This window comes from Cupriavidus oxalaticus (genome assembly GCF_016894385.1).
GTDB classification, from domain to species: domain Bacteria; phylum Pseudomonadota; class Gammaproteobacteria; order Burkholderiales; family Burkholderiaceae; genus Cupriavidus; species Cupriavidus oxalaticus.
Genome location: NZ_CP069811.1, coordinates 2,210,180 through 2,234,540 on the forward strand (window position 1 = coordinate 2,210,180; position 24,361 = coordinate 2,234,540).

The following is a 24,361-nucleotide window of genomic DNA, read 5'->3' on the forward strand; positions in this document are numbered from 1 at the left end:
GTGCCCGACCGGCACGCCCTACCACAATTGGCGGATTTGCGAGTCCTGCCACGCAGGACGATAATGGCAAAGCCGCGCGATGGCCCGCCATCCCCCGCCTTCCGGGCGCGCCATTGTCTCCAATGTCTCCCTCATGCAGCCAGAACAAGGCCTCCCCCAGCCGCAACGCACCTGGGCGATTCTCACCGTTTTCTTCGGCCTGATCATGGCCGTGCTCGATGGCTCGATCGCCAACATCGCCCTGCCCTCCATCTCGCGCGAACTGCACGCGGAGCCGTCGAGCACCATCTGGGTCGTCAACGCGTACCAGCTCACGGTGACCGTGTGCCTGCTGCCGCTGTCGTCGCTGGGCGATATCCTCGGCTACAAGCGCGTGTACCGTGCCGGGCTCGCAACCTTCCTGGTCGGCTCGCTGCTATGCGCGCTGTCGGTCAACCTGCCGATGCTGGTGGCGGCGCGCGTGCTGCAGGGCATCGGCGGCGCCGGCATCATGAGCGTCAATACCGCGCTGGTGCGCTTTATCTATCCGCCCACGAAGCTGGGCCGCGGCATCGGGCTGAACGCGGTGGTGGTGGGCGTGACCATTGCGGTGGCGCCTTCGCTGGGCGCGCTGATCCTGGCGGTAGCCAGCTGGCAATGGCTGTTCGCGGTGAACGTGCCGGTGGCCATCCTGGCGCTGGTGCTGAGCCGGCGCGCGCTGCCGGACACGCCACCGCAGCCGCGCACTTTCGACTATCCCAGTGCGCTGCTGTCGGCGCTGGTGTTCGGGCTGTTCATCCTGGGCGTGGACGGGCTCGGCCATGCGGCCTGGCGCGCGGCCGGCGTCGCGGGGCTTGCCGCCGCGATCGTGCTGGGATGGCTGCTGGTGCGGCGCCAGCGCGGCCGCGCCGCGCCGCTGGTGCCGGTGGACCTGTTCGCCAGCCGGGCCTTCGCGCTGGCGGTGGGTACCTCCTTCTGCTCGTTCATGACGCAGATGCTGTCCTTCATCGCGCTGCCCTTCTACCTCGAATACCAGCTTGGCCGCTCGCTGCAGGAGACCGGGCTGCTGATCACGCCGTGGCCGATGATGGTGGCGGTGATGGCGGCGCTGTCGGGGCGGCTGTCGGACCGCTACCCGGCCAGCATCCTCGCCGGCCTCGGGCTGGCCATGCTGGCCGGCGGGCTGGTGGGACTGGCAACGCTGGGACCGGATGCCAGCAGCCTCGACATAGCGTGGCGCATGGCGCTGTGCGGCACTGGCTTCGGCTTCTTCCAGTCACCCAACAACCGCGCCATGATCGGCGCCACGCCGCCGGCACGCAGCGGCGGCGCCAGCGGCGCGCAGGCAACCACGCGGCTGCTGGGCCAGACCACCGGCACGGCGCTGGTGGCGCTGCTGTTCAGCCTGGCGCCGGACGGCGCCGCGCGGATCGCGCTGTATGTGGCGGCGGCGGTCGCGACCGTCGGCGCCCTCATCAGCCTGAGCCGGCTGCGCGATCCCAGCGGCGAAGGCAACGCGCAGGCGGCGGCGGAACCGGACGCCTGAAGCGAACGCCGAAGCAAACGCCTGAAGCCGGCCCGCGCGGGCCCCTGCGCGCTTACACCGCGATGCCGCCGAACTCCTGCATCACCTTGTCATGCAGGCGCCGCATGCCGCGCAGCCAGCGGTCGTAGTCCTGGCCCTTGCGGCGGTAATACTCCAGCACTTCCGGGTGCGGCAGGATCAGGAAGCGCTCGTCGGCCACGCCTTCGAGCGTCACCGCGGCCACGTGCTCCGCGGTGACCGAACCCTCCTGCAGGAAGCCCTTGCGCTCACCCTTCTCGCCGAACAGCATGTTGGTCTGCACGCCCTGCGGGCAGATGCAGCTGACCTTGATGCCGCGATCGCCGTAGGTGATCGACAGCCATTCGGCAAACCCGATCGCCGCGTGCTTGGTCACCGCATACGGCGCCGAGCCGATCTGCGACAGCAGCCCCGCCGCCGATACCGTGTTGACGAAATAGCCGTCGCCGCGCTCCAGCATCTGCGGCAGCACGGCGCGCGCCGCATGGATATGCGCCATCACGTTGATTTCCCAGATGCGCTGCCATTCTTCGGCACCCGCGTCGAGGCCCTTGCGCAGGATGATGCCGGCGTTGGAGCAGAAGATGTCGACCTGGCCGAAGCGGCGCGTGGCTTCGTCGGCCAGTGCCTGCACCGCGGCAGCGTCGGCGACGTCGACCGCTTGCGCGAACACCTGGCACGACGGCACGGCCTCCTGGACTTCGGCGGCAACCCCGGCGGCGCCGGCCTCGTTCAGGTCGGCCACCGCCACGCCACGTGCGCCGGCCTGGGCAAACGCCAGCGCCAGCGCGCGGCCAATGCCGGTGGCCGCCCCGGTCACCACCACGGTCTTGTTACGTACGTCCATGCGCTATCTCCTCATCGATGCTTGTTGATATGGGTCTGTCACCGGGGTCTGTCACCGCGTCATGCGTTGGCGGCACGCTCGCCGGCGGCACATGCGCCCGCCTCGGGCGCATCCGCAGGCAGCCGCATCGATGCGCGCGCACCGCCGGGCTGCCACAGGCGCGCCTGCAACGTCTCGGCCAGGTCGCGGATGCGCGGGCCGAGATTGCCTTCCAGGATCTCCGGCGACAGCCGCGCCGCGGAGCCGCCGATATTCATGGCCAGCACTTCGCTGCTGCCCGCGAGCCGCAGCGGCGCCGCCGCACCGCTGACGGTGCGGTCCCATTCCGCGTGCGCCACGCAGAAGCCGCGGCGGGCGTGGTCCTGCAGCGCGCGCTCGATGCCGCTGCGCACGGCCGGCCAGCGCGCGCCGTAGTGGCGCGCCAGCTCGGCCAGCGCGGCTTCACGGTGCCCGGCGTCGAGCCCTGCCAGCCAGGCACGCCCGATCGCCGAAGTCGCCATCGGCAGGCGCGCCCCCGGCGCCAGCCGGATCACCAGCGCGCCGCGCGGCTGGCAGCTTTCCAGGTAGACCATGGCGTGCCGGTCCGGCATGGCCAGCGCCACGGTGCAGTCGGTGGCAAAGGACAGCGACTGCATCAGCGGCTGCGCGATCTCGCGGATGCCCGCGCCGCCGATGTAGCGATGGCCCAGCACCATCGCGCCCTGCCCGAGCCGGTATTTCTCCGCGCTCTCGATATAGGTCAGGTAGCCAAGCGTGGCCAGGGTGTAGGTCAGCCGCGACACGGTCGGCCGCGGGATGCCGGTGCGGCGCGACAGCTCGGCATTGCCGAGGTAATCGTCCTGTGGCCCGAAGGCCCGCAGCAGTTCCATGCCGCGCGCCAGGGCCGTGACGAAATTGCGGTCGTCGGCGCCACCCCGGTTCGCCTGCCCGCCGGCCGGCGCGGTCGCTTGGGCGGCGTCCGGCGGCGGGGTCGGGATGGTGGTGGAGCGCTTCATGAGGCAGGTGGCGACGGTTTGCGGCAACGGCAAAGAACCCTTGATAGCAGTTTCCCGCCCGGAACCGGCACCGCTATGTAGCGAAAGCATGTGCGCCAGAAACGGGGCTTATGGATACGAATCAGCGGATTAGCGCGACTTTTGCCCGACTTTTTGCCGTCAACGGCAGGAGCCGGAACCTGCGGCCACGTTCCCGCACCTGGCATGCCCGGGCTGGCGCCGTCACCGGATGGCTACCGGGTTGACGTTGACCTGCGTGGAACCGACGTATAGCGGCTGGCCCAGCACGAACAGGAACTCCCAGGCCTGGTCGCGCACGAGCGCCCGACTGTCGATCAGTTCCAGGTTGTAGATACCGCGCTTGGCGAGCATGTATTGGTTGACCGGGAATTCGTCCTTGCCGCGCGGGTTCGGATAGACCTCGGACGCCCAGGTGTCGCCGCCAAACGCGACGATGCCCTGGTCGGCGAGCCACTTCGCGGCCTCCATGCCAATGCCGGGCTCCACTTCCAGGAACTGCTTGTTGTCCTTGCCGATCAGCTCCAGCCAGCCCGTGTTGAACAGCACCACATCGCCTTTGCGCAGGGTCAGGCCCTCCTTTTTCAGGACGGCCTGGATGTCGGCGACGGTGAACTCGGTACCGCCCGGGACGATCGCCTTGCCATAGTGCGCGGTCATGTCGAGCACCACGCCGCGCGTGACGATCGGCGGCACCTTCTCGACGCCAAGCTTCTTCACGCCGTCGACGGTGACGAAGTCCGCCGCCTTGTTCCCGTTGTAGTAGACGTTGTCGATGCCGATGTGGCCGATGCCGTTGAGCTGCGTGCCGACACCCGTCCAGGCGTTCACGAGTTCGTCGTTGAAGGTGAACTTGTTGGGCCCCAGCGACTTGCCGGCCTGCTGGCCCACCTGCACGTTGTAGAGCCGGAAGCTGCGGTGGCGGAACGCGGGCAGGTCCTTGTCCACGGGCACGGCCAGCGGATAGGTCTTGCCAGTCTTCACCAGCGTGACGGCCTGCCTGACCACATCGGGAGTCAGCAAGTTCGCCGCGCCGACTTCGTCGTCCGGGCCGTAGGCGGACGGCTGCCAGTCCGCCGCGGAGGCAGCTTGCATGGCAAGCGGCAGCATGGCGGCCAGCGCAAGTTTCGCGAAAATCGTCTTCATCATCGATCTCCTGATGTCTTTCAGGCTGCGGCCAGCGTGGGGTAGTCGGTCAGGCCTTGCGCACCGCCACCGAAGAGCGTGCCGCGGTCATGCTGCGCGAGCGGCGCGCCCACGCGCAGGCGCTCGGGCAGGTCCGGGTTCGCGACGAACGGACGGCCGAAGGCGACCAGGTCGGTCCAGCCCGCGGCGATCGCCTCGCGCGCGCGTTCCGCGGTGTACTTGCCGGCATAGATCAGCACGCCGGGGAATGCCTCGCGCAGCCTGCGCTTGAATGCCACCGGCATCAGCGGCGCATCGTCCCAGTCCGCTTCCGCGATGTGGAGGTAGCCGACGCCGAGTTCGCCGAGCAGGCTGGCCGCGGCAAGGTATGTGGTTTCGGGATCGTCGTCGACGCAGCCGTTCAGCGTGGTCAGCGGCGCGAGGCGGATACCGACGCGCGACGCGTCGCCCGTGCCTTCGACCAGCGCCTGCGCGACTTCGCCAAGGAAACGCAAGCGGTTCTCCAGCGACCCGCCGTAGGCGTCGGTGCGCGTGTTGGCATTCGAGTCGATGAACTGGTTCACCAGGTAGCCGTTCGCGCCGTGCAGCTCGACGCCGTCAAAACCCGCCTCGATCGCGTTGCGCGCGGCGGCGCGGTACTGGTCCACGACTTCGCGGATCTCGTCGACGGTCAGCGCGCGCGGTGCGGAGGCCTGGACGAAGCCGGGCGTGCTGCCGTCCTCGCCGGCGATGAACACGTTCACGCCCTGCGCCTGGATCGGCGACGACGACACGGGCTGTTGCCCGCCAAGCAGGCTCGCGTGGCTGAGCCGGCCCACATGCCAGAGCTGCGCGAAGATGTGGCCGCCGGCGGCGTGCACGGCATCGGTCACCTTGCGCCATCCGGCCACCTGCGCGGGCGTATGGATGCCGGGCGTCCATGCGTAGCCCTTGCCGAGCGGCGCAATGTAGGTGCCTTCGCCGACGATCAGGCCGGCGCCCGCGCGCTGCGCGTAGTACGCGGCCATCAGGTCGTGGGCCTCGTCGCCGGGCTGGCTGGCGCGCGAGCGTGTCATCGGCGGCATCACGATGCGGTTCGGCAGCGTCAGCCCGCCGAGTTGAAGCGATTGAAACAGCGGATCCTGGGTCATGGTGCGTGTGCGGTCGGATCCGCGGCCTGCGGGCCGCGGAGGGATCGATGAAAGACGGGTCGAAAAAAGAGTGCCTGCGCGTTCAGTCCCATTGCGGCGCGAGGCCGTCGGGGCTGACTTCGCGGCCGTTGCGCTCGAGCGCGGCGATCTGCGCCATGTCTTCGTCGCTCAGGCGCAGCGTCTGCGCGAGCAGGTTGCTGGCGAGGTTCTCGCGCTTGGTCGACGACGGGATCACCGAGTAGCCGAGCTGCAGCGCCCAGGCCAGCACGACCTGGGCCGGCGTCGCCTGGTGCCGCTGCGCGATCGCGCCGATCACCGGGTCGCCCAGCACCTTGCCGTACGCCAGCGTCATGTACGACGTGACGTGGATACCCTCTTGCTGCAGGAAGTCCACCAGCTTGCGGCCCTGCAGATAGGGGCTCAGCTCGATCTGGTTCGTCGCGATCGCGTCCTTGCCGACCGCGGCGATCGCCTGCCTGGTCAGGTCGATGTTGAAGTTCGAGATGCCGATCTGCCGCGTCAGGCCTTTTTCCTTCGCCTCGGCGAGCGCGGTCATGTAGGCCTCGAGCGGCACGCCGTTGCCGGGCGCCGGCCAGTGGATCAGCGTCAGGTCGACGTAGTCCGTGCGCAGCTTCGCCAGGCTTTCCTCGAGGCTGGGCACGAGCTTGTCCTGTGCGTAGTTGTCGACCCAGATCTTCGTCGTCAGGAACAGATCGTCGCGGCGCACGCCGGAAGCGGCGATCGCCTCGCCCACGTCCGCTTCATTGCCGTAGATCTGGGCGGTGTCGAGCGCGCGGTAGCCGAGTTCGAGGCCGTTGCGGACCGAGTCGATGACAACCTGGCCTTGCAGGCGGAACGTGCCGAGGCCGAAAGCGGGGATATTGCGCATGGTGTGCTCCTTGGTAGGGACCGGTGAGGATGGAGCGCAGTGTGCCCGCTTTACTTTTGCATAAAAAGTCGTCTATAAACCAAACAGTTTTGATTTCATATCAACAATGAACATCACGCTCGACGAACTCCAGGCATTTGCGACCGTGGTCGACACCGGTTCGATCACCGCGGCCGCGCAGCAGCTGGACCTGACCGTGTCGGCGACGAGCCGCACGCTCGCGCGGCTCGAGGAAAAGCTGAAGACCACGCTGCTGCGGCGGACCACGCGCCGCCTGGAGCTGACCGAGGAAGGCCGGGCCTTCCTGCAGAATGCGCGGGCGATCATCGACTCGGTCGAAAGCGCCGAAGAGCAGATGCTCGCGCGGCGCGAGAAGCCGTCGGGGCGACTGCGGGTCGATGCCGCGACGCCGTTCATGCTGCACGTGATCGTGCCGCTCGTGCGCGGCTATCGCGAGCGCTATCCACAGGTGGAGCTGGAGCTGAACAGCAACGAAGGCATCATCGACCTGCTCGAGCGGCGCACCGACGTGGCGATCCGGATCGGCCGCCTGAAGGATTCGACGCTGCATAGCCGGCTGATCGGCAACAGCCGCGTGCGCATTCTCGCCAGTCCGGCATATCTCGACGCGCACGGCCAGCCGCGCAAGGCGGAGGATCTCGGCGGGCATGCGCTGCTCGGCTTCAACCAGCCCGAATCACTGAACGTGTGGCCGATACCTGGCGCGGACGGCGAGCCGTACCGGATCGCGCCGGCCGTGTGGTCGTCGAGCGGAGAGACGCTCAGGCAACTCGCGCTCGACGGCGCAGGCATCGTCTGCCTGTCGGATTTCATGACCGCGCAGGACCGCGAGTCCGGGCGTCTCGTGCAGGTCCTTGCGCGTCACACGCAGGACGTGCGGCAGCCGGTGCATGCCGTCTACTACCGCAACACGGCGATCTCGTCGCGGATCGCGTCGTTCGTCGAGTATCTGATCGAAGTGCTCGGCGGCGGGAGCCCTGCGCGCGGAGCGGCAACTTGGACGGCGCGATGACCGGCACGATGAACGGCGCCCGGGCCGCATCTGCCTGCGCCCGGCTGGCGCGGGCGGCTTTCCGGGCAGGACATTAGAACAGCTCGGCAATCAGCTGCCGCAGCCAGGCATGCGCAGGATCATGCTGGTAGCGCTCATGCCAGTACAGCGACACGCTCAGCATCGGCAGCGCGAGCGGCACTTCCCGCATCACCGTGCGGGTATTGCGCGCGAGCGCTGTCGCCACGCTGCTGGGCAGGGTCGCGATCAGGTCGGACGATGCCACGACGTGGGGGCAGGCCAGATAGCTCGACAGCGTAATGGCAAGCCTGCGGCTGCGGCCCAGCCCTTCCAGCGCCCGGTCGATGCGCTCGCTGAAGTAGCGCGTGTGCGCCGCCAGGTCGATATGCCCGTAGTGCAGATAGGCGTCGATGTTCCACGACCGCTCCAGCGAGGGATGGCCGGCGCGCACGAGGCAGACCGTCGACTCGTCGAACAGGAAGCGGGTGCGCAGGTTCGGCGCCGGTTCCGGGTAATAGCCGGCGATCAGCTCGACGTGGTTGGTCTCCAGCATGCTCAGGCCGTGCTGCAGGCGCGCCGGGAAGACTCGCAGCTGCATGTTGGGCGCGTCGCGGCACACGCGGGCCGCGACCCTGGGCATGACCGTGAACTGCACGTAGTCCGTGGCATAGATGGAGATCACGCGCTTGCTGGTGGCCGGATGGAACGCCTCGCGCGGCGCCGTGGCGAGCTGCCATTGCTGCAGGATGGGGGCGAAGGTCCGGTGCAGCTCCAGCGCCCGCGCCGTGGGCTTCCATAGCGCGCCGTCGCGCACCAGCAGCGGATCGTTGAACAGGCGCCGCAGGCGGCTCAGCGCGGCACTCATGGCCGGCTGCGAAAGCTGCATCTGCTCAGCCGCGCGCGAGACGCTGCGGCACGCAAGCAAGGCATCGAAGTGCGACAGCAGGTTCAGGTCGGGATGCTTCATGGCGCACGCCTGGGTATAGATACGGTGGATGTAGGTATAAACGGCACTATATCGTTTCAGGCCGATTCCGTCCGTACCATGGCAATGACCGGTGCGCAATCACCCGCGCAGTCACCCACATAGAACAGCACCGCTCCAGCCGCCCAGCGCAACCATCCCCTCCGGTCCCGACCGGCTGCCCCTCACGGAGAATCGAACGATGCCGCGCCTGAAGCATCTCTTGCACCTGCTGCGAAGCCTGCCTTTGTGCTGTTCCCTGCTGCTTGCCAGCCCCGCCAGCCATGCCGAACCGGCCTGGCCCGCCAAGCCCGTCCGGCTGGTCGTGCCGTTCGCGGCGGGCGGCTCGACCGACCTGATCGCGCGCAAGATTGCCGAAGAACTGGGTGAGCGCATCAAGGGGACGGTGATCGTTGAGAACCGGCCCGGCGCCGGCGGCACCGTCGGGAGCGAGTACGTGGCCCGCCAGGCCGGGGACGGCTACACCATCCTGATGGGATCGGTCAGCACCCATGCCGTGGCCCCCAGCCTGTTTGCCCGCCTGCCTTACGATCCGATCAAGGACTTCACGCCGCTGGCCCTGGTTGCCACCATCCCGAACGTGCTGGTCGTCAACAACACGATGCCGGTAAGCAACATGAAGGACTTCGTCGGCCTGATCAAGCGCGAACCGGGCAAGTTCGCCTTTGCCTCGAACGGCAACGGCACCTCCAACCACCTGGCGATGGAGCTGTTCAAGGCCACGGCCGGCGTCTCGCTCACGCACGTGCCCTACAAGGGCTCCGGCCCCGCCATGGCGGACCTGCTGGGCGGCCACGTCAACAGCATGATGGACGTGGTCATGACCTCGTACAGCTACGTCCGCAACGGCAAGCTCAAGCCGATCGCGGTGACATCGCTGACGCGCTCGCCCCTGCTGCCGAACGTGCCGACCGTGGCGGAATCGGGGTACCCCGGCTTTGAAGCCATCGTCTGGTTTGGCCTGTTCGGGCCGGCGAACATGCCGGCCGATATTGCCGGCCGCCTGTCGCGCGAACTGGCGGCCGTGCTGCAAGGCAAAAAAATGACCGCTTACCTGACGGAACAGGGCGCGCAGCCCTCCCCGATGTCTGCGGCGGAATTCAGCCAGTTCATCCGCAAGGACATGGCCAAGTGGCACACCGTTGCCGTGGCCGCCGGCATCAAGCCGGAATGAGATCTGCTCCCGGGGGCGGCGGCGTGCGCCGTCCCGGACCGGGCCGCCTGCGACGCCCGGCACTCCCCTCCTCACCAGCACCAGCCAGGACCAACCATGTACCGAATCGGTATCGATGTCGGCGGGACTTTCACCGACTTCACCATGATCGACGAGACCGCGGGAGCCGTGCATTTCCACAAGGTTCCCTCCACCCCGCATGACCCGTCGGAGGCCATCGACCGCGGCATCGCCGAGCTGCTCGGCGACCACGGGATCGCCGCCGCCGAGGTGGCTCACATCGGCCATGGCACGACCGTGGCCACGAACCTGATCATCGAGCGCAAGGGGGCGAAGGTCGGCCTGATCACCACGCAAGGGTTCCGCGACATCCTTGAAATCGGCCGCCAGACCCGCCCCCACCTGTTCGACTACAGCGTGACCAAGCCGCCGGTGCTGGTGCCGCGCGAGCATCGCATCGAAGTGCCGGAGCGGCTCGACGCACAGGGCCGCGTGGTCACGCCGCTGGACGAGGCGGCCGTGCGCCGCGCCGCGGAGGCCTTCCGCGATGCCGGCCTCGAAGCGGTCACGATCGGCTTCCTGCATGCCTACCGCAACCCCTGCCATGAGCAGCGCGCGCGCGCGATCGTGCAGGAAGTCATGCCCGGCGCCTATGTCAGCTTGTCCAGCGAGGTCCTGCCGGAGTTCCGCGAGTATGAGCGGCTGTCCACGACGGTGCTCAATGCCGCCGTGGGGCCGCGCATGGCGCGCTACCTGGATCGTTTCCTGGAGCGCGCCAGGGCGCTCGGCGTCAGCCATGCGCCTTACACCATCCATTCGAACGGCGGCCTGATGTCTGCCAGCGCCGTGCGGCAATTCCCGGTGCGTACCTGCCTGTCGGGGCCGGCGGCGGGGGTGGTAGGCGCGGCGGCGGTCGGCCGCGCCATCGGCCGGACCGAGCTGGTGACGTTCGATGTGGGCGGCACCAGCACCGACGTCTCGCTGATTTCCGGCGGCAGGCCGCTGTTCACGTCGAACCGGCAGGTCGCGGGCTATCCGGTCAAGACGCCGATGGTGGATATCCATGTGATCGGCGCCGGCGGGGGCAGCATTGCGTGGCGCGACGACGCCGGCTCGCTCAAGGTCGGCCCGCATAGCGCCGGCGCCGTGCCCGGGCCGGTCGGCTATGCACGTGGCGGCACGCAGGCCACCATCACCGACGCGGAGATTGCCCTGCAGCGGCTCAATCCGGTGGCCCTGCTGAAGGGCCGCATGCCGGTCGACCTGGCCGGCTCGCGCCGCGCGGTCACCGAGCAGGTCGCCGTACCGCTGGGCATCACGCTGGAGGAGGCGGCCGAGGGGATCATCCGGATCGCCAATGCCAATATGAGCCGTGCCATCCGCGCGGTATCGACCGAGCGGGGCTATGACCTGTCCCGCTTTGCGCTCTATGCCTATGGCGGCGCGGGTCCCCTGCATGCGGTAGAGGTGGCGCAGGAGTGCGGCATCCCGGTGGTGATCGTGCCGCAGGAGCCCGGCACCATGTGCGCGCGCGGAATCCTGCTGACGGACATCTCGTTCGACTTCGTGCGCAGCGAGATCTCCATCGCCGAGCCGGCCCAATGGCACCGCGTGGTGGATGCCTTCGCCCAGTTGCGGGCCGAGGCACTCGCCTGGCTGGAGGCCGAGCACGTCGAACCGGCACGCCAGCGGTTGTGCTTTGCCATCGACGCGCGCTACGACGGCCAGAATTTTGAAGTCCAGGTTCCGATGGACCACGTCGACGCGGACAGCCTGGACGCCTTCCTTGACGGCTTCGACGCCGCGCACGCCCGCGAGTATGGCTACCGCGTGCCCGGCCGCGCCGTGCAGGTCATCAACTGCCGCGTGCAGGCGGTGGGCCAGGTCATCAAGGCGCCGCTCGCCCCGGCACGCACCGGCGGGTCGCTGGCGCAGGCCCGGGCCGGCGCGCGCGAGGTCTACCACGGCCGCGCCCACGGCTGGCAAGCCACGCCGGTCTATGACCGCGACCGGCTGTGCGCCGGCCACCGCATCGACGGCCCGGCGGTCATCGAGGAAATGAGCTCGACCACCGTGCTCGGCCCGCATCATCACGCCGAGGTGGACGCTTATGGCAACCTGCTTGTCATGCTCGCTCCCGCCGCACCCGCCGCACCCGCCGCACACGCCGCCCCTGCCCATGCAGACACGCAACAGCATACCGCCGCCCCGGAGCCCCAGCATGCCCTCTGAAACTCACGCCACCGCCGCCGAGATTGAAGCCTTGTCCGACCCGATCGGGATGGAGGTGTTCAGCAACCGGCTGCTTTCGATCACCGAGGACATGAACAACACGCTCGTCAGGGCGTCATTCTCGACCAATATCAAGGAACGCAAGGATTGCTCGGTCGCGCTGTTCGACGCCGCCGGCAGGCTGGTGGCGCAAGGCACGCAGATTCCCCTGCACCTGGGCTCGCTGAACGGGGCGATCGAGGCGGTGCTGGCGCAATTCCCGGCCGGCAGCATCCGCGACGGCGACGTGTTCATCTGCAACGATCCCTACCTGGCCAACGGCAGCCACCTGCCCGACATCAATATCGTCACGCCGGTATTCTGGGACGGCACGCTGCGCTTTTTCACGGCCAATATCGCGCACCATTCGGACGTCGGCGGCGCGGTGCCGGGCTCGATCGCCGGCACGCTGCGCAGCATCTTCGAGGAAGGTGTGCGGATCCCCGCCTGCCGCATCGTGGATGCCGGCAAGCCCAACGATGACCTGCTGCGGCTGGTGTGCTGCAACACCCGCGACCCCGAGGAGCGGATGCTCGACCTGCGGGTGCAGATCGCGACCAACGCGCGCGGCGCCGACGCCGTCCGTGGGCTGATCCGGCAGATGGGCCTGGAAGAGGTGCTGCGCTGCGTCGAAGACGTGATCCGCTACACGCGCCGCCGCCTGATGAACCGCGTGGCCGAACTGCGCGAGGGCACGTACACCTTCAGCAGCTATCTGGACGACGACGGCCTGGGTGGCGATCCGGTGCCGATCTGCGTCACGCTGACCGTGGCCGGCGGCAGGCTCCATCTCGATTTCGAAGGCTCGGGCAAGCAGGCACGGGGGGCGATGAACCTCCCCATCAATGCGCTGCGGGCCACGGCCTACTACGCGGTGAAGGCCCTGCTCGATCCCGAACTGGTACCCAATGCCGGCATGTTCGCGCCGATCACCGTCACGGCGCCGCGCGGCACCATCACCAATCCCGAGCCGCCCGCCGCGGTGGGCGCGCGCTCCATTACCGCGCAGAAGGTGGCCGGCGCCATCTTCGGCGCGTTCCGCGGGCTGTTGCCGGCGGAGAAGATGATGGCCTCCGGCAACGATTCCTGCCCGGCAATCGTGTTCTCCGGGCGGCTGCGCCAGCGTGACGGCCATTTCGTCTACCTGGAGACCATCGGCGGCGGCAGCGGTGCGCGCTATGACGGCGACGGCATGGACGCAGTCCACGTGCACATGACCAATACCTCCAATCTGCCGGTCGAAGCGCTCGAACACGAGTATCCGCTGCGCATGGACGAGTACGCGATGATTCCGGACTCGGGCGGCGCCGGCCGCACGCGCGGCGGGCTGGGCATCGCCAAGCAGATCCGCGCATTGACGCCCGGCATCGTCTTCTCGGCGCGCTCGGACAGCCATACGGTCGGCATCCCCGCCGGCGTGGATGGCGGCCATGACGGCAGGCGCGCCCGGCTGGTGCGCAACTATGGCACCGGACAGGCGACCGAGCTGTTCTCCAAGACGGCCAACATCGAACTCGCGGAGGGCGAAAGCGTGCGCATCGAGACGCCGGGCGGAGGCGGTTATGGCGATCCGGCGCAGCGCCCCGCGCACGCGCTCGCCCGCGACCTGCGCGACGGCAAGGTGACGCCCGCCGTGGCGCGCGTGCAGTATCCGGGGTACAGCGAGGACTGACCCGCCAGCGACGCCGGTGGCGCGCCCGCCGTGGCGCCGCCGGCGCCGTGCGTCAAAGCCCGCAAATCACCTAGCCCACGACAAAGCGGGGATCGAGCCTCGACAACGCATAGGCCCGTGTGTGGGCCACGAACGCCTTGAGCAGGATCGACGGCGAACGCTGCGCCGAAAACAGCACGGAAAAATCCGTCGTCAGCAACGGTTCGAACATCCGGAAGCAGACCCCGGTGCCCTTGTACTCGTGCGCGGTGACCGGATCGATCAGCGCCACGCCCAGCCCTTCCTCCACGAATGCGCAGATGCTCCAGGACACCTGCGTTTCCACCTGCACCTTGCATTCGATGCCGTAGGAAGCAAAAAGCGCATCGATCTCCAGGCGGGAATCCAGCACGCGCGGATGGGAGACAAAGCGCTCGCCCGCGAGATCCTGGGGCCGGATGACGTCCTGGCTGGCCAGCCGGTGTCCGGCCGGCAACGCGCACACCATCCGGGTCGAGAGCAGGCGCTCGCCGTGCGTGCTGGGATGGTTCATCGACAGGATCGCAAAGCCCACGTCGCAGCGCTGCTCCGACACCATCTGCACGACCGTGCGCGACGAATGCGGCAGCATGGTGATGTGGGTCTGCGGGTGATCCTGCATGAACGCGGCGATCGCGCGCGGCAGGAACGACAACGCCAGCGCCGGCGCGGCGGCAATCTGCAGCGAGCCGCGCTGCATGTCGCGGATCTCCAGCGCAGTCTGCGCAATCCGGTCGATCCCCACCAGCGAGCGCTGCACTTCGTCGAACAGCGCCTGGGCCTCGGCGGTGGGGTGGAGCCGGCCGCGCAAGCGCTCGAACAGGGCAAACCCTACCGCCTCTTCCAGGTCCGCGATCAGGCGCGTGGTGGCTGGCTGCGAAATGTGCAGCATCTCGGCGGCGCGCGTGACGGTCTGGCAGAGCATCACGGCCCGGAAGGCTTCGAGCTGGCGGATTTTCATGGAGCAAGTCTATAACATGCCATTATGGATGTGCCAAAAAAAAGAATTTTTCACGGCCGCCACATCCTCCTAATCTATCTGAACGCCGCATATTTCCTGAACATTGTCGTTATGGTGCAGGGATAACCCTAATGCATGGATGTGGTGATCGACTTGCATTTTATTGGTGCATACCACGGAGGAAAGCATGAAGCAGCAAGTTCTGGCCGCAGCAGTGTTCGCGTTGTGCAGTGCCTCGGCCGCCATGGCCCAGCAGCCCACGCTCTACGTGGGTTCGTACGGCGGCTCCACCGAAAAGGCGTTCAAGGAAAAGATCATTCCCGCCTTCGAGACGAGGCATAAGGTCAAGGTGGTCTACGTGGCCGGCAACTCCACCGACACCCTGGCCAAGCTGCAGGCGCAGAAGGCCAGGCAGGAACTCGACGTGGTGCTGCTGGATGACGGCCCGATGTACCAGGCCGTGCAGTTCGGCTTCTGCGACGCCATCAAGGATGCGCCGGTCTACAAGGACCTCTACCCGATCGCGAAAATCGGCGGCAACAAGGCCACCGGCATCGGCGTGGTGGCAACCGGCCTGGTCTACAACACCGAGGCGTTCAAAAAGGCCGGCCTGCCGAAGCCCGATTCCTGGGAAGCGCTGACCGACAAGACATTGCGCCAGAAGGTCGCCATCCCGCCGATCAGCAACACCTACGGGCTGCAGACGCTCACCATGTTTGCAAAGCTGCGCAAGGGCAGCGACCAGAACATCGACCCCGGCTTCACCGCGCTGGCAAAGGAGGTCGGCCCCAATGTGCTGGCGTGGGAGCCGTCGCCGGGCAAGATGACCGAGCTGTTCCAGAACGGCGATGTCACGCTGGCCGTGTGGGGCAGCGGGCGCGCGCAAAGCCTGAAGGACACCGGCTTCCCGGTGGAATTCGTCTATCCGAAGGAAGGCGCTCCCGCCCTGCTGACCGCCGCGTGTCCGGTGGTGCAGAGCGATGTGCCCGAGCAATCGCAGGCCTTCGTGCAATACCTGCTCACGCCGGAGGTGCAGGCCATCCTGGCGGACAGCCAGGGCTGGGGGCCGGTCAATGGCAAGGCCAGGCTCGAGCCGACGGTGGCCGCCAAGGTGCCGTACGGCCAGGCGCAGGTCGACAAGCTGCTGCCCACCAACTGGACCCTGGTCAACGAAAAGCGCGCCGAGTGGACCAACCGCTGGAACCGGACGGTGGAACGCTAGACCGCCCATCCTCCCGCCCCTCGACACCGTCAACATGACCGCCCCCGCATAACCATGAGCTTCCTTACACTGAGCGGCCTCGCGAAAACCTTTGGCAGCTTTCATGCCGTCGAAGACCTGAGCCTCGAAGTCCGGCGCGGCGAATTCCTGTCGCTGCTGGGCCCGTCCGGCTGCGGCAAGACCACCACGCTGCAGATGATTGCCGGCTTTGTCGACCCAACGCGCGGGCGCATCGTGCTCGACGGGCGCGATATCACCGCGCTGCGCCCGGAAAAGCGCGGCATGGGGGTGGTGTTCCAGAGCTATGCGCTGTTTCCGCACATGACCGTGGCCGGCAATATCGGCTTCGGCCTGGAAATGCGCGGCGTGGCGGCGGCGGAGCGCGCCCGCAGGATCGACGAGGCGCTCGAGCTGGTGCGCCTGGGCGGCCTCGGCAAGCGCTTTCCGAAAGAGCTGTCGGGCGGCCAGCGCCAGCGCGTGGCCATTGCCCGGGCGCTGGCGATCCGTCCCGAGGTGCTGCTGCTCGACGAGCCGATGTCGAACCTCGACGCCAAGCTGCGCGAGGACATGCACATCGAGCTGCGCGCGATCCAGCGCCACCTCGGCATCACCACCATCCTGGTCACGCACGACCAGGTCGAGGCGATGACGATGAGCGACCGCATCGCGGTGATGCATGGCGGGCGCATCGTCCAGCTTGCCACGCCGTTCGAGGCCTATGAACGCCCGCAGTCGGCCTTCGCGTCGGGATTCCTGGGCAAGACCAACAGTATCCCGGGCGTGGTCGAACAGACCAATCCGCGCTGCTGCGAAGTGCGCCTGGGCGAAACGCTCGCGCACGTGCCGCATGAAGGCCGCCAGGTCGGGCGCGACGTGCACGTCTACGTCCGCCCCGAGAAGATCCGGCTCGGCCGGGCCGGCGACGGCGGCATTCCCGGCACGGTGCAGGCACGCCTGTTCCTCGGCAACCACTGGATGCTCGAGGTCGACAGCGCGCTGGGCCGGCTGCGCGTCAGCCAGCCCAACCTTGGCGAGGCGCCACCCGCGGAAGGCGCCGCCGTCAGCGTGCTCTGGCAAGACCAGGACCTGCGCGTGCTGGCCTCGGAGTCGAAGCATGCCTGATACCGCAACCCCCAACCTGGCCGGCGCGCCCGTGTCGGCGCCACGCCCGGCCGGCCAGCCGTTCGCCGGCGCCGCACCGTGGCTGCTGTGCGGCCCCGCCCTGCTGCTGTTCTGCGCGATGCTGCTGGTCCCGCTGGCGCTCACGGCGCTGCTGTCGTTCCACGCGTTCGACGGCACGCGCGGCGTGCTGCCGGAGATGACGGCCGCCAACTACCTGGAAATCGTCGGCGACAGCTATTACCACGAGATCTTCCTGCGCACGGCGGGCATGGCGCTGGCGGTGACGGTGCTGTCCATCGTGTTCGGCGTGCCCGAGACCATCATCCTGTCGCGCATGCGCAGCCCGTGGCGCGGGCTGTTCCTGATCGTCATCCTGGGTCCGCTGCTGATCTCGGTGGTGGTGCGCACGCTGGGCTGGGCCATCCTGATGGGCAACAACGGGCTGATCAATGAGGCACTGCAATGGCTGGGCATTGTCGACGCGCCGCTGAAGCTCGTCTTCACGCAGACCGGCGTCATTGTCGCACTGACCCACGTGATGATGCCGTTCATGGTCATCTCGGTATGGGCGTCGCTGCAGAAGCTCGACCCGCAGGTGGAACAGGCCGGCCAGGCGTTCGGTGCCTCGCCGTTCACGGTGTTCCGCCGCGTGGTGCTGCCGCAGATCCTGCCCGGCATCCTGTCGGGCAGCATCATCGTCTTCGCGCTGTCGGCATCGGCCTTCGCCACGCCAGCCATCCTCGGCGGCCGTCGGCTCAAGGTGGTGGCCACGGCCGCCTACGACGAATTCCTGAACACGCTGAACTGGCCGCTGGGCGCCTCGATCGCGGTGCTGCTGCTGGTGGCCAACGTGATCGTCATCGTCGGCTGCAACCGGCTGGTGGAACGCCGCTTCCGCCAGGTCTTCGACGCATAAGGAGCTGACGCCATGCGCAAGAATGGTCCGCTTTCCCTGCTGTTCCACGCCCTGTTCATCGTCTTCATGGTGGCGCCGCTGCTGGTGGTGGTGGCCGTGTCCTTCACCGGCAAGGGCTATATCTCGATGCCCACCGACGGCCTCTCGCTGCGCTGGTTCCGCGCCATTGCCGATGCGCACGAGATCGTCGACGCCTTCTGGCTGTCGCTGATGCTCGGCCTGTCCAGCGCCACCATCGCGGTGGCGCTGGCGGTGCCCGCCGCGCTGGCGCTGGTCCGCCATCGCTTTCCCGGCCGCGGCGCGCTGATGGCGTTCTTCCTGTCGCCGCTGATGATCCCGCACGTGGTGCTGGGCGTGGCCTTCCTGCGCTTCTTTACCACGCTGGGCGCGACCGGCTCGTTCTTCTGGCTGGCGCTCACGCACGTGGTGGTGGTCATGCCCTACGCGCTGCGGCTGGTGCTGGCTGCCGCCACCGGCCTGGACCGCGATGCCGAGCGCGCGGCGCTCTCGCTCGGCGCCAGCCGCTTCACGGCATTCCGCCGCGTGGTACTGCCGCTGATCCTGCCCGGCGTGGTGGGCGGCTGGATGCTCGCCTTTATCCAGAGCTTCGACGAGCTGACCATGACCGTGTTCGTGGCCACGCCCGGCACCACCACGCTGCCGGTGGCGATGTACAACCAGATCGCGCAGACCATCGATCCGCTGGTGGCTTCGGTATCCACGGTGCTGATCGTCGGCACGCTCGTGCTGATGGTGCTGCTGGACCGTATCGTCGGCCTCGACCGCGTGCTGATCGGCAAGAACTGAATCCCGACTGACATGACTACATCCGATCTCATCGTGATTGGCGGCGGCCTGGTTGGCACTGCCATCGCCTACGGCGCGGCCAGGCAAGGCGCGCGCGTCACCGTGCTCGACGAGGGCGACGATGCCCTGCGTGCCTCGCGCGGCAATTTCGGCCTGGTATGGGTCCAGGGCAAGGGCTTCGGCATGGCGCCCTACGCGCGCTGGACGCTGGGCTCGGCGCGCCTGTGGCCGCAGCTGCACGACGCGCTGCGCGACGAAACCGGCATCGACGTCTGCCTCAGGCAGCCGGGCGGCTTCCACCTGTGCTTTTCCGATGAGGAAATGCAGGCGCGCCGCGAGCGGCTGCAGAGCATCCAGGACGCGCTGCACGGCGACTATCCGTTCGAGATGCTCGACGCTCGCGAACTTGCGCGGCGGCTGCCCGGCGTCGGGCCCGCGGTGGCCGGCGCCAGCTATACGCCGATGGACGGGCACACCAATCCGCTCAAGCTGCTGCGCGCGCTGCATGCCGCCTGCCAGGCGCGCGGCGTCCGCATCGTCGGCCGGCATGGCGCGCAATCGATCACGCCCGAGGCGGGCGGCTTCACCGTCCATGCGGGCGCAGGCGGCAAGGCGCGCTTTGCCGCGCCACGCGTCGTGCTGGCCGCCGGCCTCGGCAACCGCATGCTTGCGGCGCAGGTTGGCCTGCATGCGCCGGTGGCGCCGAACCGCGGCCAGGTCCTGATCGGCGAACGCGCCACGCCCTTCCTCGATTTCCCGACCACCTACGTGCGCCAGACCGACGAAGGCACGATCCAGCTGGGCGACTCGATGGAAGACGTCGGCTTCGACGATGGCACCACCGCCGACGTGCTCGCCCAGATTGCCCGGCGCGGCGTGCGCAGCTTCCCCGCGCTGGCCGGCCTCAAGCTGGTGCGGGCCTGGGGTGCGCTGCGCGTGATGAGCCCGGACGGTTTTCCGATCTACCAGGAGAGCGCGGCCTGTCCGGGCGCCTTTGTCACCACGTGCCATAGCGGCGTCACGCTGGCCGCCGCGCATGCGCTGCTGGTGGCGCCCTGGGTAGCCGGCGGTGACCGGCCCACAGGTATCGACGTGTTTGCCGGCGACCGCTTCCTGAACTCCAACCAGACCTTCCACCATGCCCACTGATCGCTTGTTCAAACGGATGGACACGTCCGCCGCCGGCAGCAGCGCCGGCGCCGATACGGTCGCCATCGAATTCAACGGCGCGCCGCTGCGGGTGCCGGCCGGGTGCAGCGTTGCCGCGGCGCTGCTGGCGAGCGGCGTGACCCGCTTCCGCAACTCGCCGGTCAGCGGCGAGCCGCGCGCACCGTACTGCATGATGGGCGTCTGCTTCGAATGCCTGATGGAAATCGACGGGCAACCGAGCCGGCAAAGCTGCCTGGTGACCGTCAGCGAAGGCATGCGCGTGCGCACCCAGGATGGCGCCCGCACCCTGCCGTTGCCGCCCGCCGTGGCTACCGCCCGCGACGCGGAGGTGGAACATGGCTGACCTCGACGTGGACATCGCCATCGTCGGCGCCGGCCCGGCCGGCATGGCGGCCGCGGTGGCCGCCGCCGCCACCGGCGCGCGCGTGGCCCTGCTCGATGAGCAGGAAGCCTGTGGCGGCCAGATCTACCGCAGCATCCAGAGCGCCCCGCCGGAGCGCCTGCGCATCCTGGGCCCCGACTACGCGGCCGGCCGCGCGCTGGCAGACCGCTTTGCCGCCAGCGGCGCGCAGCACATCACCGGCGCAGCGGTGTGGCAGGTCACGCGCGAGCACACGGTGCATTACCTGCGCAACGGCAGCGTGGCCAGCCTGCAGGCCCGCCAGGTGATCCTGTGCACCGGCGCCATGGAACGCCCCTTCCCGATCCCGGGCTGGACGCTGCCCGGCGTGCTGACCGCCGGGGCCGCGCAGATCCTGCTCAAGAGCGCCGACGTGGTGCCCGCCGAACCGGTGGTGCTGGCCGGCTGCGGCCCGCTGCTGTACCTGCTGGGCTGGCAATATGTGCGGGCCGGGGTGCCGATCCGCGCGATCGTCGATACCACCGATGGCGCCGACTACCAGCGCGCGCTGGCCCACCTGGGCGGCGCGCTGGCCGGCTGGCGCTACCTGAAAAAGGGCCTCGCGCTGATGCGCGCCCTGAAGCGCGGCGGCGTGCCGTTCTACAAGGGCGCGTCGGCCTTGTCGATCGAGGGCGACGACGCGGTGCGGGCCCTGCACTTCACCAGCCGCGGGCAGGCCCACCGCCTTGCCACCAATGCGGTGCTGCTGCACCAGGGCGTGGTGCCCAACACCCAGTTCAGCTGGGCGCTGCGCGCGGCGCACCGCTGGGACGACACGCAGCTGTGCTGGCAGCCGGTGGTGGACGAATGGGGCACGCTCGACGCGCCCGGCATCTTCGTGGCGGGCGATGGCCGCGGCATTGGCGGCGCCGTGGCCGCCGCGCTGCAGGGCGAGCTGGCCGGCCTGGCGGCCGCCTACAACGTGGGCAAGCTCGGCGCCCCGCAACGGGACCGCCTGGCCGTGCCGCTGCGCGCCGCGCTGCGCTCGCACCTGGGCATCCGGCCATTCCTCGACGCGCTGTACCGCCCCAAGCCGGCCAATCGGGTGCCGGCCGACGATGTGGTCGTATGCCGCTGCGAGGAAGTGACCGCCGGCGATATCCGCGGCTTCGTCGCGCTGGGCTGCAGCGGCCCCAACCAGGCCAAGTCTTTCGGACGCTGCGGCATGGGGCCTTGCCAGGGGCGCCAATGCGGGCTGACGGTGACCGAGGTCATCGCCGACGCGCGCGGCGTGCCGCCGCAGGAGGTGGGTTACTACCGCATCCGGCCGCCGATCAAGCCGGTCACGCTTGGAGAACTGGCCGGTGAAGCCTGATTGCGGTGCCGATGCCGACGTGATCGTCATCGGCGGTGGCTTGCATGGCACCTCGAGCGCGCTCCATCTCGCGCGCAAGGGGCTGCGCGTCACGCTGCTCGAAGCCGAGTATTGCGGCCGGCACGCGTCCGGCGTCAATGCCGGCGGCGTGCGCACGCTGGGGCGCCACCTCGCCGAAATCCCGCTGGCGCTGGCCTCGCGCGAGCTCTGGCATCGCCTTGACGAACTCACCGGCGACGACGCCGGCTTCGTCCCCAGCGGCCAGCTGAAGGTGGCGGAGACCGACGCCGAGCTCGACACGCTGCGCCAGCGCGTGGCCCGGCTGGAAGCCCTCGGCTTTACGCACGAACAGCTTGTCGACGCACACGCGGTGCGGGAGCTGGTCCCGTCCATTGCGCCGCATGTCACCGGCGCCATCTGGGCAGGCGGTGACGGCCACGCGTTGCCCTATCGCGCCGTCATGGCGTTCCGCCGGGCCGCGCAAGCGGCAGGCGTGGTGGTGCACGAAGCCACGCCCGCCGCGCGCCTGGAACAGGCCGGCGGCCGCTGGCATGTGCATACGCCGCGGGGCGTGTTCCGCGCCGAACGCCTTGTCAACACGGCGGGCGCCTGGGCCGGGGAGTTCGCGGCGCAGCTCGGCGAGCCGGTCCCGGTAGAAGCCGGCGGACTGATGCTGATGATCACGCACCGCGTGGCCCCGTTCGTAAAGCCGGTGCTCGGCGCCACCGGGCGTGCGCTCTCGTTCAAGCAGTTCGACAACGGCACCGTGCTGATCGGCGGCGGCTTGCGCTGCCCTGCCGATGCGCAGGCACGTCATGGCGAAGTCGACATGCTCAGGCTCGGCACCAGCGCGCAGACGGTGACGGCGCTGTTCCCGCACCTTGGCCCGCTTGGCATCAACCGCGCATGGGCCGGCGTCGAGGCCTTCATGCCCGACCAGATCCCGGTCATCGGCCCCAGCCAGTCCGCCCCAGGCGTGGTGCATGCCTTTGGCTTCTCCGCGCACGGCTTCGAACTCGGCCCCATCGTCGGCCAGATCGTCGCCGAACTCATCACCGAACAACGCTCCACCCTGCCGATCGATGCCTTTGCCATCGACCGCTTCGGCAAGCCCCGCAGTGCCATGGCCGGCACACCACGGGCGCAGGTTCCAGCCGGCCGCTCCACCCATCATTCTTCTTCGAGGTCATACGGATGAGCAATATCCAGCGCTACCAGTCCACCAAACGTCTTTCCCGTCTCGTCGTGCACAGCGGCGTGGTCTACGTGGCCGGTGTCACGGCCAGCGACATCTCCGGGGATATCGGCGCCCAGACGCGCGATGTCCTGGAAAAGATCGAGGGCTATCTCGCCAGCGTCGGCAGCGACAAGACCAGGCTGCTGTCCGCGCAGATCTGGCTCAAGGACATCGACAAGGACTTTGCCGGCATGAACGCAGCCTGGGAGGCCTGGATTCCCGAGGACGCCGTGCCGACGCGCGCCACCTGCGAGGCCAAGCTCGCACGTCCTGAACTGCTGGTGGAAATCATCGTGACGGCGGCGGTCTGACCCGCGCCTTGCCGGCAGCGTCTCTGAAGCGGGCCGGCGAGTCCACCCGCTCCCCTCTTACGCCACCCCGGAAACCCGCCTGATCTCCTCGGTGACGATCGCGATCAACGCCTCGGCCGCCGTGCTCAGCGGCCGTTGCGGATGGCTCACGCACACCAGATGCCGCACGATGCGCGGCGCGACGATGGTATGCATCCGCAGCCGGCCGTCTTCGACGGCGCGCTGCACCACGATGCGCGGCAGCACCGTGGCGAAGCGCGTGGCTTGCACGAACTGCACGATGGTGCCGAGGATGTCGATCTCGAACTTTGGCGCAAGGGTGACGTCCTGCGCCTGCGTCGCCGTGTCCAGCACCACGCGCAGGCCATGCCGCTTGGTCGGCAGCACCAGTTCCAGTCCTGGCAGCTTCGCCATTTCTACCGATTCCGGCAGTTCGGGGCCGTGTGCGACGCTGGTCACCAGCACCATTTCCTCGTCGTGCATCGGCTGCACCTGCAAGCCCAGGCGGCCGCGCTGGCGATGGACCACCGCCGCGTCAAGCTGGCCCGCGGAAACCAGATCGATCAGTGCCGCACTGAAGCCGTCCGCCACGGATACCTCCACGTTCGGATAGCGCGCATTGAAGCGCGCCAGCGACCCCACCAGCACACTCTCCGTCTCGGAGGCCACCATGCCAAGCGTGATGCGGCCGGCCATCTGCTCCTCGCGCTGCATCATCTGCTGCCGCGCGCCGGCGATGTCGCGCACGATGGGCAGGAACAGGCGGTACATCATGCGACCCGCAGCGGTCGGCACCATGCCGTGCGGGATGCGATCGAACAGCTTCTGCCCGAATTCTTCTTCCAGCCGGGCGATCTGCATGCTGAGCGCCGGCTGCACGATATTCAGGCGCTTGGCCGCGCGCGTGACGGAGCCGTCCTCGAACAGCGCGATGAAGTACTGGATTTGCTTGAGGTCCATGGGCAGTTGGTTATCAATGAAGATGGTCTCAAGGCATCAATTCTTGTGATGAGATTGCTGCGGCTTGTGCCGCGGATAACTCCGGCATTTAACCACCTTCTGTGCGTCCCCGCTGGTCTCCGGGAAGACCCTTATACATCATCAAAAATGATGCATTGAATCAGAAATCAATATTAGAACTTATATCGAGATGTCACTAATCTCCGTTTGACGTTGCAC

The 24,361-nt window shown here is 68.3% G+C and carries 22 protein-coding genes; 14 read left to right on the forward strand and 8 right to left on the reverse strand.

The features are described from left to right. Positions 1-133 precede the first annotated feature (133 nt). Positions 134-1,525 carry an MFS transporter gene (locus tag JTE92_RS09605; RefSeq protein WP_063239693.1) on the forward strand — a complete coding sequence of 464 codons (1,392 nt, stop codon included), beginning with the start codon at positions 134-136 and terminating at the stop codon, positions 1,523-1,525. A gap of 52 nt (positions 1,526-1,577) precedes the next feature. On the opposite strand, the gene JTE92_RS09610 is transcribed toward JTE92_RS09605, so the two are convergent. The 5 genes from JTE92_RS09610 to dkgB all read right to left on the reverse strand — a co-directional run bounded on the left by JTE92_RS09610 (position 1,578) and on the right by dkgB (position 6,568). Further along, complete coding sequence (locus JTE92_RS09610; protein WP_063239692.1) at positions 1,578-2,390, reverse strand: SDR family oxidoreductase; 813 nt, start codon at positions 2,388-2,390, stop codon at positions 1,578-1,580. 59 nt (positions 2,391-2,449) lie between these two features. After that, the gene (locus tag JTE92_RS09615; RefSeq protein ID WP_063239691.1) at positions 2,450-3,385 is read right to left on the reverse strand and encodes an IclR family transcriptional regulator; all 936 of its coding nucleotides are present in this window, start codon (positions 3,383-3,385) and stop codon (positions 2,450-2,452) included. 222 nt (positions 3,386-3,607) lie between these two features. Then, positions 3,608-4,549, reverse strand: a complete 942-nt coding sequence (locus JTE92_RS09620; RefSeq protein WP_063239690.1) for a cyclase family protein — start codon at positions 4,547-4,549, stop codon at positions 3,608-3,610. 20 nt (positions 4,550-4,569) lie between these two features. Next, entirely contained in the window at positions 4,570-5,679 is a 1,110-nt protein-coding gene (locus tag JTE92_RS09625; RefSeq protein WP_063239689.1) for an alkene reductase, read from the reverse strand. 82 nt (positions 5,680-5,761) lie between these two features. Continuing rightward, positions 5,762-6,568, reverse strand: a complete 807-nt coding sequence (dkgB, locus tag JTE92_RS09630) for a 2,5-didehydrogluconate reductase DkgB (RefSeq protein ID WP_063239688.1) — start codon at positions 6,566-6,568, stop codon at positions 5,762-5,764. A 106-nt stretch (positions 6,569-6,674) separates the two neighbouring features. Here dkgB and JTE92_RS09635 point away from each other — a divergent pair, with 106 nt between their 5' ends. Beyond that, complete coding sequence (locus JTE92_RS09635) at positions 6,675-7,601, forward strand: LysR family transcriptional regulator (RefSeq protein ID WP_063239687.1); 927 nt, start codon at positions 6,675-6,677, stop codon at positions 7,599-7,601. A 73-nt stretch (positions 7,602-7,674) separates the two neighbouring features. On the opposite strand, the gene JTE92_RS09640 is transcribed toward JTE92_RS09635, so the two are convergent. Then, positions 7,675-8,568 (reverse strand): LysR family transcriptional regulator, encoded by an 894-nt coding sequence (locus tag JTE92_RS09640; protein ID WP_174544865.1) that lies wholly within the window; start codon positions 8,566-8,568, stop codon positions 7,675-7,677. A gap of 199 nt (positions 8,569-8,767) precedes the next feature. On the opposite strand from JTE92_RS09640, the gene JTE92_RS09645 reads away from it, so the two are divergent. From JTE92_RS09645 to JTE92_RS09655, 3 genes are all read left to right on the forward strand, one after another. Beyond that, the gene (locus JTE92_RS09645; protein ID WP_063239686.1) at positions 8,768-9,760 is read left to right on the forward strand and encodes a Bug family tripartite tricarboxylate transporter substrate binding protein; all 993 of its coding nucleotides are present in this window, start codon (positions 8,768-8,770) and stop codon (positions 9,758-9,760) included. A 96-nt stretch (positions 9,761-9,856) separates the two neighbouring features. Next, positions 9,857-11,992 carry a hydantoinase/oxoprolinase family protein gene (locus tag JTE92_RS09650; protein WP_084254655.1) on the forward strand — a complete coding sequence of 712 codons (2,136 nt, stop codon included), beginning with the start codon at positions 9,857-9,859 and terminating at the stop codon, positions 11,990-11,992. Further along, positions 11,982-13,703, forward strand: coding sequence for a hydantoinase B/oxoprolinase family protein (locus JTE92_RS09655; protein WP_063239685.1), 1,722 nt, complete (start codon positions 11,982-11,984; stop codon positions 13,701-13,703). The genes JTE92_RS09650 and JTE92_RS09655 overlap by 11 nt, the downstream gene beginning before the upstream one ends. 70 nt (positions 13,704-13,773) lie before the next feature. Here the strand turns inward: JTE92_RS09655 and JTE92_RS09660 are convergent, their stop codons facing one another. After that, positions 13,774-14,682, reverse strand: coding sequence for a LysR substrate-binding domain-containing protein (locus tag JTE92_RS09660; protein WP_063239684.1), 909 nt, complete (start codon positions 14,680-14,682; stop codon positions 13,774-13,776). A 187-nt stretch (positions 14,683-14,869) separates the two neighbouring features. Here JTE92_RS09660 and JTE92_RS09665 point away from each other — a divergent pair, with 187 nt between their 5' ends. The 9 genes from JTE92_RS09665 (at position 14,870) to JTE92_RS09705 (ending at position 23,182) form a co-directional block, all read left to right on the forward strand. Then, complete coding sequence (locus tag JTE92_RS09665; RefSeq protein ID WP_063239683.1) at positions 14,870-15,904, forward strand: ABC transporter substrate-binding protein; 1,035 nt, start codon at positions 14,870-14,872, stop codon at positions 15,902-15,904. A gap of 54 nt (positions 15,905-15,958) precedes the next feature. Continuing rightward, positions 15,959-17,026 (forward strand): ABC transporter ATP-binding protein, encoded by a 1,068-nt coding sequence (locus JTE92_RS09670; RefSeq protein WP_063239682.1) that lies wholly within the window; start codon positions 15,959-15,961, stop codon positions 17,024-17,026. 118 nt (positions 17,027-17,144) lie between these two features. Next, on the forward strand, positions 17,145-17,942 hold the full coding sequence (locus tag JTE92_RS09675; RefSeq protein ID WP_232353513.1) for an ABC transporter permease: 798 nt from the start codon (positions 17,145-17,147) through the stop codon (positions 17,940-17,942). 12 nt (positions 17,943-17,954) lie between these two features. Beyond that, positions 17,955-18,749: an ABC transporter permease gene (locus JTE92_RS09680; RefSeq protein ID WP_063239681.1), complete on the forward strand. Its 795-nt coding sequence runs from the start codon at positions 17,955-17,957 to the stop codon at positions 18,747-18,749. A gap of 12 nt (positions 18,750-18,761) precedes the next feature. Further along, positions 18,762-19,898, forward strand: a complete 1,137-nt coding sequence (locus JTE92_RS09685; protein WP_063239680.1) for an NAD(P)/FAD-dependent oxidoreductase — start codon at positions 18,762-18,764, stop codon at positions 19,896-19,898. Continuing rightward, positions 19,888-20,262, forward strand: a complete 375-nt coding sequence (locus JTE92_RS09690; RefSeq protein WP_063239679.1) for a (2Fe-2S)-binding protein — start codon at positions 19,888-19,890, stop codon at positions 20,260-20,262. Before JTE92_RS09685 ends, JTE92_RS09690 begins: the two co-directional genes overlap by 11 nt. Further along, positions 20,255-21,634 (forward strand): FAD/NAD(P)-dependent oxidoreductase, encoded by a 1,380-nt coding sequence (locus tag JTE92_RS09695; protein WP_063239678.1) that lies wholly within the window; start codon positions 20,255-20,257, stop codon positions 21,632-21,634. Before JTE92_RS09690 ends, JTE92_RS09695 begins: the two co-directional genes overlap by 8 nt. Continuing rightward, the gene (locus tag JTE92_RS09700) at positions 21,624-22,832 is read left to right on the forward strand and encodes an NAD(P)/FAD-dependent oxidoreductase (RefSeq protein ID WP_063239677.1); all 1,209 of its coding nucleotides are present in this window, start codon (positions 21,624-21,626) and stop codon (positions 22,830-22,832) included. Before JTE92_RS09695 ends, JTE92_RS09700 begins: the two co-directional genes overlap by 11 nt. Then, positions 22,829-23,182, forward strand: a complete 354-nt coding sequence (locus tag JTE92_RS09705) for a RidA family protein (protein WP_063239676.1) — start codon at positions 22,829-22,831, stop codon at positions 23,180-23,182. Before JTE92_RS09700 ends, JTE92_RS09705 begins: the two co-directional genes overlap by 4 nt. A 57-nt stretch (positions 23,183-23,239) precedes the next feature. Here the strand turns inward: JTE92_RS09705 and JTE92_RS09710 are convergent, their stop codons facing one another. Then, entirely contained in the window at positions 23,240-24,142 is a 903-nt protein-coding gene (locus JTE92_RS09710) for a LysR family transcriptional regulator (protein ID WP_063239675.1), read from the reverse strand. Positions 24,143-24,361: the final 219 nt, after the last annotated feature.